We start from the raw sequence: 16,988 nt of genomic DNA on the forward strand, positions 1-16,988 counted from the left end.
TTCGGCGCTCACCGCAATATCGCCGGGTCGATGCCCAGCGCCTCGTGGAGCGCGCGCTCCCCGTCGGGGGTCACCTTCACGGCCCGCTCGGACCCGATCCGTACGCACCACCCGGCGTCCATCGCGTGCCGGCACAGCGCCGCGCCCGCGATCCCCGCGAGATGCGGCTTGCGCTCGGTCCAGTCGAGACAGCCGCGCGCGACGGGCCGCCGCCCCTTCGCCGCCAGTGGGATGCCCAGTTCCCCGAACCACCCCACGCCCGCGTCCGTGAGCGCGAACCCGGTGTCCTGGCGCAGCAGTCCGCGTACGGTCATCGCCTCGGTGATCGCGATCCCGAGCCGCCCGGCGAGATGGTCGTAACAGGTGCGCCCCCTGGCCATCGCCTGCCCCGCGCTCGCCGCCCGCAAGGTGCGCGGCGGCGGGTTCACCGCCGGTTCGGCGCGGGCGGCCAGGTCCTCGACCAGGTGGGCGATCCCGGGGTCGGCGAGGCGCACGTACCGGTGCCGCCCCTGCCGCTCCTCGGCGAGCACCCCGCCCGCGACGAGCTTCCCGAGGTGCTCACTGGTGGTCGACGGCGCCACGCGCGCGTGCCGCGCCAGCTCCCCGGCGGTCCAGGCCCGCCCGTCGAGCAGGGCGAGCAGGAACGCGGCCCGGGTCTCGTCCGCGAAGAGCGCCGCGAGGGCGGCGAGGTCTCTGGGTGCCATGGGAACAGGATGGCGCAGTCATCGTTCGGCGGCGGCCGAACGATCCTGCGGGCGCCATCGGTGGTGGAGCAGCTGCGTGGGCCGGTGATCGTGCTCGAACCGCGGGCCGGTGACCTCCCCCACCCGCCGGTACGCCTCCTCGGTGCGCGGATCGTCGCGCCGGGCCGGCGGACCGCCTCCGCGTCCCCCGCCCGTACCGCCGCTACGAGCCGCTCGTCGCGTCCTGCCTCGCCCACTTCCCCCGTACCCCCGCCTCGTACTGCATGGCCAGCCCGTCGAGCAGCGCCCGCAGGCCCGTCTCGAAGGCTCCCTCGTCGACCTTCTCCCTGCGTTCCGCGAGGAGATGGGCCTGGCCGAGGTGGGGGTAGTCGGCCGGGTCGTAGGCCGTCTCGTCGTCGACGAAGCCCCGGGCGAAGGAGCCGAGGGCGGAGCCGGTGATGAAGTAGCGCATCAGCGCGCCGATGTACGTGGCCTGGGCGGGCGGCCAGCCGGCCCGGACCATCGCGCCGAAGACCGCGTCGGCGACCTTCAGACCGGCCGGGCGGCGGCCCGGGCCCTGGGCGAGCACCGGGACGATGTGGGGATGGTCGGCGAGGGCGGCGCGGTAGGAGACCGCCCAGTCGTGGAGCGCCGTGCGCCAGTCCCGGCCGTCGGTCTCCTCGAACATCGTCAGGTCGATCTTCGCGCTGACCGCGTCGGCCACCGCGTCGAGGATCTCGTCCTTCGTGCGGAAGTGGTTGTAGAGCGAGGGTCCGCTCACCCCCAGTTCGGCCGCGAGCCGCCGGGTCGAGAGCGCGGCGAGGCCCTCGGCATCCACGAGCGCCCCCGCCGTGGCGACGATGCGGTCTCTGCTCAGGAGGGGCTTGCGCGGTCGGGCCATGGCGCACATAGTAGGCGTGCCCGCTAAAAACTAGCAGTGGTAATTAAACTTGAGGGAACCCGGGGTGTCGCCGTGAATCTGGAGCTGAGCGAGGAACAGGAAGCCGTGCGGCAGCTCGCCGAGGACTTCGTCGCGCGCGAGGTCGCCCCGCACGTCGTCGAGTGGGACCGTGCCGAGAACGTCGACCGGTCGATCGTCAAGAAGCTCGGCGCCGTCGGCTTCCTCGGCCTCACGATCCCGGAGGAGTACGGCGGCTCCGGCGGCGACCACCTCTCCTACTGCCTCGTCACCGAGGAGCTCGGCCGTGGTGACTCCTCCGTGCGCGGCATCGTCTCCGTCTCGCTCGGCCTTGTCGCCAAGACCATCGCCTCCTGGGGCAGCGAGGACCAGAAGCGGGCCTGGCTGCCCCGGCTCGCCGGCGGCGAGGCCATCGGCTGCTTCGGGCTGACCGAGCCCGGCACCGGCTCGGACGCCGGCAACCTCGCCACCAAGGCCGTCCGGGACGGGGACACCTACGTCGTCAACGGCTCGAAGATGTTCATCACCAACGGCACCTGGGCCGATGTCGTCCTGCTCTTCGCCCGGACCAACGACACGCCCGGCCACAAGGGCGTCTCCGCCTTCCTGGTGCCCACGGACACCCCGGGCCTCACCCGCCGCACCATCCACGGCAAGCTCGGCCTGCGCGGCCAGGCGACCGCCGAACTGGTTCTGGAGGACGTCCGCGTCCCCGCCTCCGCGATGCTGGGCCCCGAGGGCAAGGGCTTCTCCATCGCCATGTCCGCCCTGGCCAAGGGGCGGATGTCGGTCGCGGCCGGCTGTGTCGGCCTCGCGCAGGCGGCACTCGACGCGGCCGTGCGCTACGCGGGGGAGCGCGAGCAGTTCGGCAAGCCCATCGCCTCGTACCAGCTGGTGCAGGAGCTGATCAGCGACATCGCCGTCGACGTGGACGCGGCACGGCTGCTGACCTGGCGCGTCGCCGATCTGATCGACCGCGGCCAGGAGTTCGCCACGGCAGCGTCGAAGGCCAAGTTGTACGCCTCCGAGGCCGCCGTCCGCGCGGCGAACAACGCCCTCCAGGTCTTCGGGGGCTACGGCTACATCGACGAGTACCCGGTCGGCAAGCTGCTGCGGGACGCCCGTGTGATGACCCTGTACGAGGGCACCAGTCAGATACAGAAGCTGATCATCGGCCGCGCGCTCACGGGCGTGTCGGCCTTCTGAGCGCTCAGTAGTATCCAGGCGGAGGTGGCGCAGGCCGGCCTTCCGGTGGCTCTGACCTCGTATCTCTAAGCGCTTGCTCACCTTCGTTGTATGGTGTTCGTCCTGACGGCTGGAGAGAGGGCGAACGATGAGCGTGGCGGAGGAGACGCCCGGCGGCGAGGAAATGCCGTGGGGCGAGGTCACGCCCGAGGCGGCCAGGCGGCTGCTCCTCGCGGCCGTCGAGGCGTTCGCCGAGCGCGGGTACCACGCCACCACGACCCGTGACATCGCGGGCCGGGCCGGCATGAGCCCGGCCGCGCTCTACATCCACTACAAGACCAAGGAAGAGCTGCTCCACCGGATCAGCCGCATCGGTCACGACAAGGCCCTGGAGATCCTCCGGGCCGCGGCCGACGGCGAGGGTACGGCGGGGGAGCGGCTCGCCGACGCCGTGCGGTCCTTCGTGCGCTGGCACGCCGAGCGGCACACCACCGCGCGGGTCGTGCAGTACGAGCTCGACGCGCTCGGCCCCGAGCACCGTACGGAGATCGTCGAGCTGCGCCGAGAATCCGACGCGGCCGTGCGCCGGATCATCAACGAGGGCGTGGCGGCCGGCGAGTTCGACGTGCCGGACGTTCCCGGCACCACCGTCGCGGTGCTCTCCCTCTGCATCGACGTGTCGCGCTGGTTCAACACGCAGGGCCGCCGGACGCCGGACGAGGTCGGCGCGCTCTACGCCGACCTCGTGCTGCGGATGGTCGGCGCTCAGAAGTAGTAGCGCGAGACCGACTCGGCGACGCAGACCGGCTTGTCGCCGCCCTCGCGCTCCACCGTCACGGTCGCGGTGACCTGCACACCGCCGCCGGCCTCCGTCACCTCGGTCAGCACCGCGCTCGCGCGCAGCCGCGAGCCCACCGGCACGGGGGAGGGGAAGCGGACCTTGTTGGTGCCGTAGTTGATGCCCATCTTCATGCCCTCGACGCGCATGATCTGCGGGACGAGCGTCGGCAGCAGCGACAGCGTCAGATAGCCGTGCGCGATCGTCCTGCCGAACGGCCCGGCGGCCGCCCGCTCCGGGTCCACGTGGATCCACTGATGGTCACCGGTCGCGTCGGCGAACAGGTCGATCCGCTTCTGTTCGACCTCCAGCCAGTCACTGTGGCCCAGTTGCTCGCCCACGCCGGCGCGCAGCTCCTCGGCGGATGTGAAGATCCTCGGCTCAGCCATGTCCCAGCTCCCTGCCTCTCACCCCGATGTCGACGCTATCTAAGCGACTGCTTAGTCTGGCTGGGGGCGGGGGGCTCTGTCAACGGGTCGGCGAGGACCAGCCAGTAGGGTTCGAGGAGTGCCGCAGATTCCAGAGAAGATCCACGAGCTCACCGTCGGCCAGCTGTCCGCGCGCAGCGGCGCTGCCGTGTCCGCCCTGCACTTCTACGAGTCCAAGGGCCTGATCAGCAGCCGCCGCACCAGCGGCAACCAGCGCCGTTACGGTCGCGACATCCTGCGCAGGGTCGCCTTCATCCGGGCCGCGCAGCGCGTCGGCATCCCGCTCGCGACCATCCGCAACGCGCTCGCCGAACTCCCCGAGGAGCGCACCCCCACCAACGAGGACTGGGCGCGGCTCTCGGCGGCCTGGCGCACGGAGCTGGACGAGCGGATCAAGCAGCTCGGACGGCTCCGCGACCACCTGACGGACTGCATCGGGTGCGGGTGTCTGTCGCTGCAGAACTGTGTGCTGTCCAACCCCGACGACGTGTTCGGCGAGCGGATGACGGGCTCGCGGCTGTTGCCGGAACGCAAGGACGCATGACGGAGAGGGGCCCGCCACCCCCGTGGACGGGCCCCTCGGTTCCGGTCGGCCGGATCACTCGTACTCGGTGCCGCCCTTACGGGTCAGATAGGCCGGACTGACCGCCTTGGCGATCGCGCGGCCGCCGACCACTTGGCTGTACCGCTCCGTCACCGGCCGGATCACGACACCCTCCCGCAGATGCAGCTCCCGGCCGGACACGGTCTCCCGGCCGCTCGCCAGCTCCAGCACCCGCTCCAGGTCGTACGGCCCCGTGTACAGCCGCGGTACGAGCGGCAGTTCGCCGGCCTCCAGGACCTCGGCCGGGTCCAGCCACCGCACCTGGCCGTCGATCTCGGCCGACACGTCGAACACGGCGAAACCGATGCCCTCGCCGCGGGCGTTCGCGCCGTAGCCGAGGTCCTGCACCCCGGCCCCGTACACCTCACCGAACAGCCCGACCCGGCGTGCGCCGAGCCGCTCGGCGAGCCGTGCCGCGACCGCCGGCACGCCATGGCCGTGCACGGCGCGCCAGTACAGATTGCGCGGGTCCTCCTGGAGCGCGAGCCCCTTCGCGCCGAAGCCCTTCGAGGAGACCTGCACGCGGCCGTCCTCGGCGAGGTACGTCACCAGGCAGGCCGAACCGTGCAGCTTCTCCGTCAGGACCACCGGCTCGCCGGGCTCGAACACCCCCGGATAGCGCTGCAGGTTCTCGATGTCGACCCACGGCAGCAGATCCGGCGCGGCCTCCACGTCCCCGCTCATCGTCGGCGGGATCGGCGCCACCCACTTGGTGATGCCCAGGAGTTCGGCGAAGTCGGTACCCTCGGCGGCCGCGGCGGCCAGGTCGACATCCGCCAGCGCCTTGGGCCGGCACACGATCCCCTGCGACAACTCGCCCCGCAGCCGCACCGCCTTGACCCGGTCCGACGCCTTCCCGGCCAGCCGCCCGGTCAGCCCCAGCTCGTCGACGAGCGCGGTGGGCAGCACGGCCTGCTCCGGGATGTACACGGCGACATCACCGGTGCGGTAGGCACCCTTGGCGACGACGGCTCGGTAGAGGCCCACCTGGGCCAGCTCGAGTGCGTCGGCGTTGGGGTGCTCATGGACGGTCAGTGGCTCGGCGGTGACGCGCAGGGTCGACATGTCGGTTCTCCGGTGGCTCGGGTGTCGCTCTCATCGCCAGACACTGTGCGGGAGCGGAATTCGGGTGGGCCAGCGGATTTGCGCTCTGGTAGCGTCGCGCCCCGCCTACTCCGAGATGGTCGCCGAGACCGCGGCCGAGACCAGCTGAGCGTTGTCCCGTGCCGGGCTCCCGTCCGGCAGGAACAGGGTGTCCTCCAGGCCGATCCGGGTGGACAGGCCCAGGTGGCGGGCCAGGCGGAGGACCGGCCAGGTGCCGCCGGCCTCGCCGTGGAGGAGGATCGGCAGGCCGTGGGCGGGGCCCAGGTCGGTCAGGAGCGTGCGGGCCGTGGACTCGGCCGTCGTCGGGTCCGGGTCGGTGACCTCCGCCAGGATCCGCAGCACCCGGGGAGCCAGAGGCGAGCGGAGGAACCGCTCAGGGCCCTCCGTACCGGACCAGAGGCCCGCCTCCACGCCCACACCCCGGTCGAGGAGCACGGCCGCCAGCTCCTCGGCGCCCGGCTCATGCCAGTTCACCGAGGCGTGGTCGGGCAGGACGGTCCAGGCGCGGACGCGCTCCACTCTCCGTACCGGATCGGGCTCGGCCCACGCGCCCGTCGTCACGCCCACCGGGACGTCCACGGCTTCCCGGATCGCCGTCAGCGTCTCCGCCAGCACCCGGGGCGACAGCGTGTCCCCGCCGCACGGAGTCTTGGGGTGCACATGAACGTCCGACGCCCCGGCCGCGACCGCCCGCGCGGCCTCGTCCGCCATCGCGCCCGGGGACATCGGCACAGCCGCCGAATCCCCGGGGCCGTGGCCCCCGTTCAGACATACTTGGATCAGCACCGTGTCATGCCACCGACGCCAGCCGCGGGAAGGCCTCTCCCCGCGCCCGTGCCAGCGCCCCCGAGGTCAGCATCGCCCGCGGCACCACCACTCCGCAGTCACCGCACACCGGGCCGAACCACGGTTCGTCGTCCAGATCCGGCCGCCACTCGATCCTGAGGCCCGCGCACACCGGGCAGTGCTCCCCGGGGCCGGACTCCAGGGCCGCGATCAGCCGCCGCAGCACGTCGGCCAGCGGTTCCGACGGATGCACTTCCGGATCGTCACACCGCGCCACCCCGTTGCCGCCCCAGGTCCGCCGGTGCCAGTCGTCCAGCGCGCCGGGCCGGCGCAGCCCGTCCTGCTTCTCGCGCCGCCGCCGCGCCGCGAACTCCTCCTCGTACGCGAGCCATACCGCCCGCGCCTCCTCCAGCTCCTCCAGTGCGGCCACCAGCCGCCCAGGATCGAGATCCCGGTCCTCGGGCCCGAACCTGTGCCTGCGGCACAGATGGTCCCAGGTCGCGCGGTGCCCGTACGGGGCGAACCGCTCCAGGCACTTGCGGAGTGAATACCTCCGCAGCGCCGTGTCGCACCCCGGATCGCGCACCTGTCTCGCAAGACTCCGGAAACCCGCCATCGCTCTGCACCTCCGTCGCTGGTACTTCGGCGTCAAGGACGTTATGGGATGGACGAACGGCCGCCCGTTCGTGTTCCATCGAAAATTCGATGGGGCCCATCAGAGGCGCGCGGGGGAGATCTGTTGCAGGACGTTCTGCTGGGGCTCGCGGACAATCCGGCCCTGCCGGAGAGCTTGTTCGAACGGCTGGCGGAGATCGGCGATGAGCACGTCCGCGAACCGGCCCGTGGGGGCCTTCCGGCGGGGTGACCTAGCGCTTCCCGATCCGGCCCGCCGCCGCCACCAACCGCGCCAGTTCCGCGTGGCAGATGTCGCTGTGCTCCCCGACCACCTCCGCCGCGTCGACGCTCACGCACCCCGATGCCGGGAAGCCGTTGCGCAGCGCCGCCGCCAGGGGCAGCGAGGGCGTTCCGGGGACCGCCTGGACGCCGTCGTGGCCGATCGCCCACCAGCGCTTGTCGCTGCCGAGCAGCGAATCGGCGTCCCGGGCCAGCCGGGAGGCCAGGGGGTAGATCACGCGCAACGCGGTGTCGTGGCGCGAGTAGCAGGCGACCACGGGCCCGTCGACCCGCTGCTGCAGATCGCGCAGCGCACCGCCGCGGCCCGGTTCGTGCGGCAGCCGGGCCGCGAACGCGTAGTGCGAGAAGGCCCCCTGGAGAAGCGTCACCGAAGCCACGTTCCGCGCCCCGGTGGGCAGCCCGCGCAGGGCGAACGAGACGAGCCGGGCGCCCATGCTGTGCCCGACGAGATGGACCCGCAGCCCGGGAGCGGAGCGAGCGAGCTCGCCGAGCAGCGGGCCGAGCCCCCGCTCGCCGACGGTGCCCGAGCGCCGCTTCATCGTGTAGTAGGTGGCCTGCCGCAGGGCCTCCCGCGCGCCCTTCCAGTACCGCGTCAGCCGGCCCCCGAACGCCTCGCGCGGCGTGGGCACGCTCCCCGGCCCCGCCGCCTCCTCCAGCGCGTCGGCGAACATCGCGCAGACGACCACCGGGTCGCCGAGGAGAAAGTCCGGCACGTCGGGGCCGCCGTTCTCCGCGAAGCCGCGCGAGCCGTTCGTGTCGGTCAACTGCCGCAGCAGGTCGCCGAATTCGGTGAAGGCCGCCTCGTCGTCCGGCTGCTCGCGCAGCAGCGTGGCCAGCCGCCCCACCACCGCCTCCTTGCCCGGGTGCACGGCCGCCACGGACTCGAAGTCGGGGATCGGCTCGTCAGAGAACATCATCGACGGCCACACCACCCCCACGTATCCCACCCGCACATCCGGCCTCACGGTCTCCGGAAACGGGGCGAAGAACGCGCCGTACAGACGGGTGGCCACGGAACGGGAGTTGTTCCACCCGTGGGCGAACATCACCAGATCCGTGACCCCCTGACGGGCCAGCGCGGCGAGCGCCTCGTGCTGTCCGGCCGCCCCGTCGCCCTCCTTGTCGAAGGTGATCTCCCGGTACGGCTCCACACTCATCCCGGCCATGTCTGCCCCGTCCCTCCGCGTCGAGGAAGCTGCTGAGGAATTACTCCCCGCGACAGCATCCTGCGCGCACGGAGGGACGGCCAGGTTTTCAGCGCAGACGCGCCGCGGAGACCTTGGGGAAGTGGACGAGGAGGTCGTACGCCGTGGCGAGCCGGACCGGCGCGTGGTTGCCCTCCCACGGGTACGCCGTACCGATCAGCCAGGCCGGACGGTGCACGTTCAGCCAGTTCCGGGCGGTGGGCGTCGTGGTGCGCAGGTCCAGGTAGAAGGGGCGCGGCGACACCCGGTCCAGGGTCTCGGCGCTGCTGTCCGCGCCCGGGAAGCCGACCGTGAAGCTCCGGATCGGCTCGCCCGGCGTCCCGGTGTCGTGGGCGTTGAACGAGCCGCGCCCGAAGGAGGCCCCCATGCTCACGTAGTCCCGGCCGAGCGCGTCGCGCAGGAAGGCGCCCTGGAGGCGCGGGTATTGGTCCGGTTTGGTCGTCTCGTAGCCGACGTGGCCGTTGTGCGCGGACAGCACGATCCGTTCGCCGGTCCGCCGCTGCCACCACACGGTGTTCTCGGCCATGATCCGGTCGCGGTAGAGCATCGCGTCGGCGATGCCCTCATCCGTCGTCATCTCGTGCGCGTACTCCGTGCCGACCTGGGCGATCGCCCGGGCGTGCTGGAGCATCCAGGCGTGTTCCGTACGGTCCCGGCCCGGCTTCTGGCGCTCCAGGAGGGCGAGGGCGCGGTTCACGTCCGCGGCCATCCGCCGGCGTTCCTCGGACGGCTTGGCCAGGTACGCGTTCATCCAGGGGTCGACCTCGCCGACCGGACGTGAGGCCCGGTAGAGCTCCTGGAAGCGTGGCAGCAGCCGCGGATAGGTACGGGCCACATAGCCCGTGACCGTGTCGAAGAGGTTCGGTCCCGCGTAGCCGAGGTCGTTGCCCATGAAGCGGACCTGGTGGCCGGGGTGGCGCAGATTGTGCTCCCGCATCCAGGTGATCAGGTCGAGGTACTCCTCGGTGTTCCAGAAGCGGTAGGCGTTCTGGAACTCGTCCCGCAGGATCTTCCGCGGGTCGCCCTTGCCGAACCGTACGTAGTCGTCGATCAGCAGCCCCGTGGACCAGTTGGCCTCCAGGGCGAAGGTGGTGAAGCCCTTCTTCTCCACGAGGTGCTCGAAGATCCGGTGCTTGGTCTCGAAGAACTCGGCCGAGCTGTGGGTCGCCTCCCCGATCCCGAGGACCTTCGCCGAGCCGACCATCCGGTCCAGCGGGCCCAGGTCGTCCAAGGGCCGTGCGCTGCGGGCGAGTTCACGGGCGGGGTCCCGCGTCGCGGGCGCTTCCGCCCCTGCGGCGGCGGGGGCGAGGGCGGCGAGGCAGAGTGCCACGACCGCCCCCACCAGCGGTAACCGATGGTGTGTCCAGGTGTTCATGGATCAAGACTGTCGACCGGCGACCCGCCGTGACCAACCTGCCAACACCCCTGACCGGACGGGGGTTTGCCCCACCCGTCATCGGCTTCGGTCATCGGTAGAGCAGGTACTCCTCCCGCACGGCGCGGAACGCGGCCAGGTCCCCGCCCCACGCCCCCACCACCTCGTCCGTGTCCGCGCCGGCGTCGATCAGGGTCCGTACCCGCGTCGAGCCGGTCAGCTTGTCGATCCAGTTGTCCGATCGCCAGGCGAAGCCGCTCCACGAGCGCCTGGCGCTGACGAGCAGCCCGATCCCGGTCCGTACGGGGTCGAAGGCGTCCCGGTCGTGGACCTGTACCTGCACGCCGCCGACCGTCTTCCCCTGGAACTTGGAGAAGGTCGGGGCGAAGTACGCCTCACGGAAGCGCACCCCGGGCAGTTCCAGGGCGTTCGCCGCCTCCGCCCAACGCCGGTCGACGCCCTCCGCGCCGAGCAGCTCGAAGGGGCGGGTGGTGCCCCGCCCCTCGGAGAGGTTGGTGCCCTCGAAGAGACAGGTGCCGGAGTAGACGAGCGCGGTGTCGGGCGTGGGCATGTTGGGGCTCGGCGGCACCCACGGCAGCCCGGTGGCGTCGAAGAAGTCCCGCCGCTTCCAGCCCGACATCCGGACGGTCGTCAGCTCCACCGGCCTGGGCAGGAACTCCCCGTTGAACAGCCGGGCCAGCTCCGACACCGTCATGCCGTGCGCCTGCGCGATCGGCTCGCGCCCCACGAAGGTGGCGAAGGCGCGGTCGAGCACCGGACCGAGCGCCGCCCGCCCGGTGACCGGATTCGGCCGGTCGAGAACGACGAACCGTTTCCCCGCCAGCGAGGCCGCCACCATGCAGTCGTAGAGCGTCCAGATGTACGTGTAGAAGCGCGCCCCCACGTCCTGGATGTCGAAGACGACCGTGTCCACGCCCGAGGCGGTGAAGATGTCCGCGAGCGGCTGCCCGCTCTTGAGGTAGGTGTCGTAGACGGGAAGCCCGGTCGCCGGGTCGTCGTAGCGCCCCTCGGATCCGCCCGCCTGCGCCGTGCCCCGGAAGCCGTGCTCGGGGCCGAAGACGGCCACCAGGTCGACCCGGTCGTCGGCGTGCATGACGTCGACGATGTGGCGGACGTCCGAGGTGATCCCGGTCGGGTTGGTGACGACGCCGACCCGCTCTCCGGCGAGCGAGGCGTACCCCTCGGCCGCCAGCCGCTCGAAACCTGTGCGGACCCGGTGGCCGCCGTCGTGCCCGACGGCCACGGGCGCCGCCGCGGCCCCCAACCCCACCGCGCCGCCCGCGGCGAGCAGGCTGCGTCTGGACAGTCCCGACAGGCTCATACGGAAACCTCCTTGATCGCCTTTCCGGACATGGGCACGCACGCTAGCGCTCCTGACCGCCCCAGGGAACGAGGCGTGCGCCAGAGGTCTTCCCCTGCCACATACCGACTGGTTAGTCTGCTGGGACTGTCACGACGGAGAGGCGGATCTCGATGAGTACGGTGCAGGGCGCTGGAGTGGTCGTCACGGGCGCGGGCGGCGGGATCGGGGCCGCACTGGCCCGCCGGTTCGCCGCCGAGGGCGCCCGGGTCGTCGTCAACGACCTCGACCCCGGCCGCACCAAGGCCGTCGCCGAGGAGATCGGCGCCACCGCGGTACCGGGCGACGCCTCGGAGATCGTCGAGGAGGCCCGCGAGGCCCTCGGCGGCACCGTCGACGTGTGGTGCGCCAACGCCGGACTCGCCTCACCCGGCGACGCCTTCGCCGACGAGGCGGTCTGGGCCGCCGCGTGGGACGTCAACGTCATGGCCCACGTCCGCGCCGCCCGCGCCCTGCTGCCCGACTGGCTGGAGCGCGGCACCGGCCGCTTCGTCTCCACGGTCTCCGCCGCCGGCCTGCTCACCATGGTCGGCGCCGCCCCCTACAGCGTCTCCAAGCACGGTGCGTACGCCTTCGCCGAATGGCTCTCCCTCACCTACCGCCACCGCGGGGTCAAGGTCCACGCGATCTGCCCGCAGGGCGTGCGTACGGACATGCTCACCGCCGCCGGATCGGCTGGCGAACTGGTCCTCGCCCCCACCGCCATCGAGCCCGAGGACGTCGCCGACTCCCTCTTCGACGCCATCGAGGCCGACCGCTTCCTGGTCCTCCCGCACCCCGAGGTCGCCGAGTTCTACCGGGCCAGGGCGACCGACCCCGAGCGCTGGCTCGGCAACATGAACCACATCCAGCGCAAGTGGGAAGGGGCCGGCGCATGACCTCGACCGAGTCGGTCTACGCGGCCAAGCCGTGGCTCGCCCAGCTGACCGAGACCCAGCGGGGTCCCATAGATCCGCCGGCCACCGTGCTGCACGCCTTCCGCGCCTCCGCCGCCCGGGCCCCCGAGCACCCGGCCCTCGCCTACTTCGACGGCCGCCTGACCTACCGCGAGACCGACGTCCTCTCCGACTCGGTCGCGGGACACCTCGCCGCGCGCGGCCTGGAGCGGGGCGACCGGGTCGCGATCATGCTCCAGAACAGCCCGCACTTCGTCCTCGCCCTGCTCGGCGCCTGGAAGGCGGGCGCCACGGTCGTCCCGCTCAACCCGATGTACAAGTCGGCCGAGGTCGGGCACGCCCTGCGGGACTCCGGCGCCACCGCCCTGATCTGCTCCGACCGGGCCTGGGACGCGTTTCTGCGGGACACCGCGGCCGACTCCTCCGTACGCATCGCGCTCACCGCCTGCGAACGCGACCTCCAGACCCGCGACGACCCCCGGGTCCTCGCCTTCGAGCGCGTCCCGACCGAGGCCGACGACCTGCTGACGGTCGCCCGAGCCGGGCACCCCGCGCCCGCCGACCGGGAGCTCACCACCGACGACGTGGCCCTGATCAGCTACACCTCCGGCACCAGCGGCACCCCCAAGGGCGCGCTCAACCTGCACCGGGGCATCAGCCACAACGCCGAGCGCCAGCGCACCGGGCACCCCGTCCCCGAGGGAGCCGGCTACTTCGCGCTCGCCCCGCTCTTCCACATCACCGGCCTGGTCTGCGAGCTCGCCGCCTGCTTCGGCAACGCCGGCACCCTCGTCCTCGCCTACCGCTTCGACGCAGGGGTCGTCCTCGACGCCTTCCTGGAGCACCGTCCCGCGTACACGGTCGGCCCCTCCACCGCCTTCATGGCGCTCGCCGCCCACCCGGGGGCGACCCGCGACCACTTCTCCTCGTTCCTGGTCATCTCCTCGGGCGGCGCACCGGTCCCGCCCGCCCTGGTGGAGAAGTTCCGCGCCGGCTTCGGCCCGTACATCCGCAACGGCTACGGTCTCACCGAGTGCACGGCGCCCTGTGCCTCCGTACCGCCCGAGAAGGAGGCCCCGGTGGACCCCGCCTCCGGCACCCTCTCGGTCGGCGTCCCCGGGCCGGACACGATCGTCCGCATCCTCGACGAGACCGGCGCCGAGGTGCCCTTCGGGGAGCAGGGCGAGATCGCGGTGCGCGGCCCTCAGGTCGTCCCCGGCTACTGGCGGCTCCCGGAGGCCACCGAGCAGACCTTCCCGGACGGGGAACTGCGCACCGGAGACATCGGCTTCATGGACGCGGACGGCTGGCTCTACGTCGTCGACCGCAAGAAGGACATGATCAACGCTTCCGGCTTCAAGGTCTGGCCGCGCGAGGTCGAGGACGTCCTCTACACCCACCCGGCCGTCCGTGAGGCCGCCGTCGTCGGCGTCCCCGACGCCTACCGGGGCGAGACGGTCAAGGCGTACGTGAGCCTGCGTCCGGGCGCCGCCGCCGAGCCGGCCGAACTCTCCGCGTACTGCGAGCAGCGGCTCGCCGCCTACAAGTACCCGCGCGAGGTCGAGATCCTGGCGGAGCTGCCCAAGACGACAAGTGGGAAGATCCTGAGGCGGGAACTCCGTTCCCCCAAGTAACGACGATCAAGCATGACGATCATGAGGGAAAGGCGGCGGCGCATGGCCAGGACGACGGACGGGAGCGGCACCCCCGTCCCCCAGAGGCTGCTGGCCGCCGCCACCCGGCTCTTCGCGGAGCGTGGGTACGACCGCACCTCCGTCCAGGAGATCGTGGAGGCGGCGGGCGTCACCAAGGGCGCGCTCTACCACTACTTCGGTTCCAAGGAGGACCTCCTCCAGGAGGTCTACTCCCGGGTGCTGCGGCTCCAGCAGGAGCGGCTCGACGCCTTCGCGGGCGCCGACGCCCCGGTCGAGCAGCGGCTGCGCGACGCCGCCGCCGACGTCGTGGTCACCACGATCGAGAACCTCGACGACGCCTCGATCTTCTTCCGCTCGATGCACCACCTCAGCCCGGAGAAGAACAAGCAGGTGCGCGCCGAGCGGCGGCGCTACCACGAGCGGTTCCGGGCGCTGATCGAGGAGGGCCAGCAGGCCGGGGTGTTCTCCGTGGCGACCCCCGCCGACCTGGTGGTGGACTACCACTTCGGCTCGGTCCACCACCTGTCCACCTGGTACCGCCCGGACGGGCCGCTCACCCCGCAGCAGGTCGCCGACCAACTCGCCGACCTGCTGCTGCGGGCGCTGCGGCCGTAAGCGCACCGGCTGCGGCCGTAAACGCGCTGACCGCGCCTGGACGCGCCGACTGCGGCAGTGACGGCACCGGCTGCGGCCGTAACGCGCCGGCTGCGGCTGTCGACGCACGGAGGGCCCGGGGCGAGTCCGCCCCGGGCCCTTCCGCGTCACAGGTACTTCTTCAGCTCCCGCCGGGCCAGCGACCGCTGGTGTACCTCGTCCGGACCGTCCGCCAGCTTCAGCGTCCGCGCCGCGGCCCACAGTTCGGCCAGCGGGAAGTCCTGCGAGACCCCGCCCGCGCCGTGCACCTGCACGGCCTTGTCGATGATGTCGACCACCGCGCGCGGGGTCGCGATCTTGATCGCCTGGATCTCCGTGTGCGCGCCCCGGTTGCCGACGGTGTCCATCAGCCAGGCGGTCTTGAGGACGAGCAGGCGCAGCTGCTCGACCGTCACCCGGGCGTCGGCGATCCAGTTCTGCACGACCCCCTGCTGTGCGATCGCCTTGCCGAAGGCGGTACGGGAGACGGCCCGGCGGCACATCAGCTCGATGGCCCGCTCGGCCATGCCGATCAGCCGCATGCAGTGGTGGATCCGGCCGGGGCCGAGCCGGGCCTGGGCGATGGCGAAGCCGCCGCCCTCCTCGCCGATCAGGTTCGAGACCGGGACGCGGGCGTCGTGGAACAGCACCTCGGCGTGGCCGCCGTGGGAGTGGTCCTCGTAGCCGTACACCTGCATGGCCCGACGCACCTCGACGCCGGGGGTGTCCCGCGGGACGAGGATCATCGACTGCTGGCGGCGCACGTCGGCGCCCTCCGGGTCGGTCTTGCCCATCACGATGAAGATCTTGCAGTTGGGGTTCATCGCCCCGGAGATGTACCACTTGCGCCCGTTGAGGACGTACTCGTCGCCCTCACGCGTGATCCGGGTCTCGATGTTCGTCGCGTCGGAGGAGGCGACCTCGGGCTCGGTCATCGCGAACGCCGAGCGGATCTCGCCGGCCAGGAGCGGCTCCAGCCACTGCTTCTTCTGCGCCTCGTCGCCGAACTGGGCGAGCACCTCCATGTTCCCGGTGTCGGGGGCCGCGCAGTTGAGGGCCGTGGGGGCCAGCTCGGGGCTGCGGCCGGTGATCTCGGCCAGCGGCGCGTACTGGAGGTTGGTGAGACCCGCCCCGTGCTCGGCGTCGGGCAGGAAGAGGTTCCACAGACCCTGGCGGCGGGCCTCGGCCTTCAGGTCCTCGACGATCTGCGGGGTGTCCCACGGCGAGGCGAGCAGCGCCCGCTGCTCGTGTGCGGTCTGCTCGGCGGGGTAGACGTGCTCGTCCATGAAGGCGAGCAGCTTCGCCCGCAGCTCCTCGGTGCGTGCGTCGAATGCGAAGTCCATGGCGGATCAGCCTTCCTGAAGGGTGGTGAGGCCGTGCTCGATGAAGACCGGGACGAGTTCGCCGATGCGGTCGAAGCCGGCGCCGACGGTCTGGCCGAGGGTGTACCGGTAGTGGATGCCCTCCAGGATCACGGCGAGCTTGAACCAGGCGAAGGCCGTGTACCAGGAGATGGCGGAGGTGTCGCGGCCCGAGCGGGCCGCGTAGCGCTCGATCAGCTCGGCGGGCGTGGGGTGTCCGGCGGCCGTGGCGGTCGTGCTGACGGGGGAGTGCGGGACGTCCAGCGGCGCGCTGTACATCGCGAGCAGCCCGAGGTCGGTCAGCGGGTCGCCGAGGGTGGACATCTCCCAGTCGAGGACGGCCTTGATGCGGTCGTCCGCGCCGATCAGGACGTTGTCCAGCCGGTAGTCGCCGTGGACGACCGTAGGGGCGGGGGAGGCCGGGAGCGCGCGGCCGAGAGCGGCGTGCAGCTCGTCGATGCCCGCCAGGTCGCGGTTGCGGGAGGCGTCGAGCTGCTTGCCCCAGCGGCGCAGCTGCCGGTCGAGGAAGCCCTCGGGCCGCCCGAAGTCGGCGAGGCCCACCTCCGCCGGGTCGACGGCATGCAGGTCGACGAGGGTGTCGACCAGGCCGAGGACCGCCTCGCGGGTGCGTTCGGCGCCGAGCGGGGCGAGCTGTTCGGCCGAGCGGTACGGGGTGCCGGCGACGAACTCCATGACGTAGAACGGCGCTCCGAGCACGGTGTCGTCCTCGCAGAGCAGCAGGGGCTCGGGGACGGGCACGGCCGTGCCGTGCAGGGCGCGGATCACGCGGTGCTCGCGCTTCATGTCGTGCGCGGTGGCCAGGACGTGGCCGAGCGGGGGCCTGCGGACCACCCACTGTGCCGTGCCGTCGGTGACGACATACGTGAGGTTCGACCTGCCGCCCTCGATCAGCCGGGCGTGGAGCGGGCCGCGCACGAGCCCCGGCCGTTCGCGGTCGAGGAATCCGCGCAACTGCTCGGGGTCGAGACCTGGCGGCGGAGCTGAACTCATCGTGCGTAC

18 protein-coding genes are annotated in these 16,988 nt (G+C 72.0%); 7 read left to right on the forward strand and 11 right to left on the reverse strand.

Annotation, left to right across the window (positions count from 1 at the left end):
• Positions 1–8 precede the first annotated feature (8 nt).
• Both ABZ939_RS00520 and ABZ939_RS00525 read right to left on the reverse strand, forming a co-directional pair.
• A complete protein-coding gene (locus ABZ939_RS00520) occupies positions 9–704 on the reverse strand; it encodes a winged helix-turn-helix domain-containing protein (protein ID WP_361847010.1) in 696 nt (231 codons plus the stop codon).
• A 202-nt stretch (positions 705–906) separates the two neighbouring features.
• Positions 907–1,584, reverse strand: coding sequence for a TetR/AcrR family transcriptional regulator (locus ABZ939_RS00525; protein ID WP_361847013.1), 678 nt, complete (start codon positions 1,582–1,584; stop codon positions 907–909).
• A gap of 72 nt (positions 1,585–1,656) precedes the next feature.
• Here ABZ939_RS00525 and ABZ939_RS00530 point away from each other — a divergent pair, with 72 nt between their 5' ends.
• Both ABZ939_RS00530 and ABZ939_RS00535 read left to right on the forward strand, forming a co-directional pair.
• Positions 1,657–2,808: an acyl-CoA dehydrogenase family protein gene (locus tag ABZ939_RS00530; RefSeq protein WP_361847016.1), complete on the forward strand. Its 1,152-nt coding sequence runs from the start codon at positions 1,657–1,659 to the stop codon at positions 2,806–2,808.
• Between the two features lie 127 nt (positions 2,809–2,935).
• Positions 2,936–3,562 carry a TetR/AcrR family transcriptional regulator gene (locus ABZ939_RS00535; protein WP_361847019.1) on the forward strand — a complete coding sequence of 209 codons (627 nt, stop codon included), beginning with the start codon at positions 2,936–2,938 and terminating at the stop codon, positions 3,560–3,562.
• Here ABZ939_RS00535 and ABZ939_RS00540 read toward each other — a convergent pair.
• Entirely contained in the window at positions 3,553–4,014 is a 462-nt protein-coding gene (locus ABZ939_RS00540; RefSeq protein ID WP_361847022.1) for a MaoC family dehydratase, read from the reverse strand. The genes ABZ939_RS00535 and ABZ939_RS00540 overlap by 10 nt on opposite strands.
• Positions 4,015–4,132: 118 nt before the next feature.
• Here ABZ939_RS00540 and soxR point away from each other — a divergent pair, with 118 nt between their 5' ends.
• Complete coding sequence (gene soxR / locus ABZ939_RS00545) at positions 4,133–4,597, forward strand: redox-sensitive transcriptional activator SoxR (protein ID WP_361847025.1); 465 nt, start codon at positions 4,133–4,135, stop codon at positions 4,595–4,597.
• 54 nt (positions 4,598–4,651) lie between these two features.
• Here the strand turns inward: soxR and ABZ939_RS00550 are convergent, their stop codons facing one another.
• The 3 genes from ABZ939_RS00550 to ABZ939_RS00560 all read right to left on the reverse strand — a co-directional run bounded on the left by ABZ939_RS00550 (position 4,652) and on the right by ABZ939_RS00560 (position 7,163).
• Complete coding sequence (locus ABZ939_RS00550) at positions 4,652–5,722, reverse strand: RNA ligase (ATP) (protein ID WP_361847028.1); 1,071 nt, start codon at positions 5,720–5,722, stop codon at positions 4,652–4,654.
• A 105-nt stretch (positions 5,723–5,827) separates the two neighbouring features.
• On the reverse strand, positions 5,828–6,544 hold the full coding sequence (locus tag ABZ939_RS00555; protein ID WP_361847927.1) for a 3-keto-5-aminohexanoate cleavage protein: 717 nt from the start codon (positions 6,542–6,544) through the stop codon (positions 5,828–5,830).
• Positions 6,545–6,551: 7 nt separating this feature from the next.
• Complete coding sequence (locus tag ABZ939_RS00560) at positions 6,552–7,163, reverse strand: hypothetical protein (RefSeq protein ID WP_361847031.1); 612 nt, start codon at positions 7,161–7,163, stop codon at positions 6,552–6,554.
• A gap of 123 nt (positions 7,164–7,286) precedes the next feature.
• Here ABZ939_RS00560 and ABZ939_RS00565 point away from each other — a divergent pair, with 123 nt between their 5' ends.
• Positions 7,287–7,412 carry a hypothetical protein gene (locus ABZ939_RS00565; protein WP_361847034.1) on the forward strand — a complete coding sequence of 42 codons (126 nt, stop codon included), beginning with the start codon at positions 7,287–7,289 and terminating at the stop codon, positions 7,410–7,412.
• A gap of 1 nt (position 7,413) precedes the next feature.
• Here the strand turns inward: ABZ939_RS00565 and ABZ939_RS00570 are convergent, their stop codons facing one another.
• From ABZ939_RS00570 to ABZ939_RS00580, 3 genes are all read right to left on the reverse strand, one after another.
• A complete protein-coding gene (locus tag ABZ939_RS00570; protein WP_361847037.1) occupies positions 7,414–8,628 on the reverse strand; it encodes an alpha/beta hydrolase in 1,215 nt (404 codons plus the stop codon).
• A gap of 88 nt (positions 8,629–8,716) precedes the next feature.
• A complete protein-coding gene (locus tag ABZ939_RS00575; RefSeq protein WP_361847040.1) occupies positions 8,717–10,042 on the reverse strand; it encodes an erythromycin esterase family protein in 1,326 nt (441 codons plus the stop codon).
• A gap of 91 nt (positions 10,043–10,133) precedes the next feature.
• The gene (locus ABZ939_RS00580) at positions 10,134–11,384 is read right to left on the reverse strand and encodes a DUF1343 domain-containing protein (RefSeq protein ID WP_361847043.1); all 1,251 of its coding nucleotides are present in this window, start codon (positions 11,382–11,384) and stop codon (positions 10,134–10,136) included.
• Positions 11,385–11,536: 152 nt separating this feature from the next.
• Here ABZ939_RS00580 and ABZ939_RS00585 point away from each other — a divergent pair, with 152 nt between their 5' ends.
• Genes ABZ939_RS00585 through ABZ939_RS00595 form a run of 3 tightly spaced genes read left to right on the forward strand, consistent with a single transcriptional unit; the run spans position 11,537 to position 14,589 of the window.
• The gene (locus ABZ939_RS00585) at positions 11,537–12,301 is read left to right on the forward strand and encodes an SDR family oxidoreductase (protein ID WP_361847046.1); all 765 of its coding nucleotides are present in this window, start codon (positions 11,537–11,539) and stop codon (positions 12,299–12,301) included.
• Positions 12,298–13,953: an AMP-binding protein gene (locus tag ABZ939_RS00590; protein ID WP_361847049.1), complete on the forward strand. Its 1,656-nt coding sequence runs from the start codon at positions 12,298–12,300 to the stop codon at positions 13,951–13,953. The genes ABZ939_RS00585 and ABZ939_RS00590 overlap by 4 nt, the downstream gene beginning before the upstream one ends.
• A gap of 42 nt (positions 13,954–13,995) precedes the next feature.
• Complete coding sequence (locus tag ABZ939_RS00595; protein WP_361847052.1) at positions 13,996–14,589, forward strand: TetR/AcrR family transcriptional regulator; 594 nt, start codon at positions 13,996–13,998, stop codon at positions 14,587–14,589.
• A 146-nt stretch (positions 14,590–14,735) separates the two neighbouring features.
• Here ABZ939_RS00595 and ABZ939_RS00600 read toward each other — a convergent pair whose 3' ends face one another.
• Positions 14,736–15,950: an acyl-CoA dehydrogenase family protein gene (locus ABZ939_RS00600; protein WP_361847055.1), complete on the reverse strand. Its 1,215-nt coding sequence runs from the start codon at positions 15,948–15,950 to the stop codon at positions 14,736–14,738.
• A gap of 6 nt (positions 15,951–15,956) precedes the next feature.
• Positions 15,957–16,979, reverse strand: coding sequence for a phosphotransferase family protein (locus ABZ939_RS00605; RefSeq protein ID WP_361847058.1), 1,023 nt, complete (start codon positions 16,977–16,979; stop codon positions 15,957–15,959).
• Positions 16,980–16,988 lie beyond the last annotated feature (9 nt).

It is taken from the genome of Streptomyces sp. NPDC046712 (assembly GCF_040645695.1).
Classification (GTDB): Bacteria; Actinomycetota; Actinomycetes; order Streptomycetales; family Streptomycetaceae; genus Streptomyces.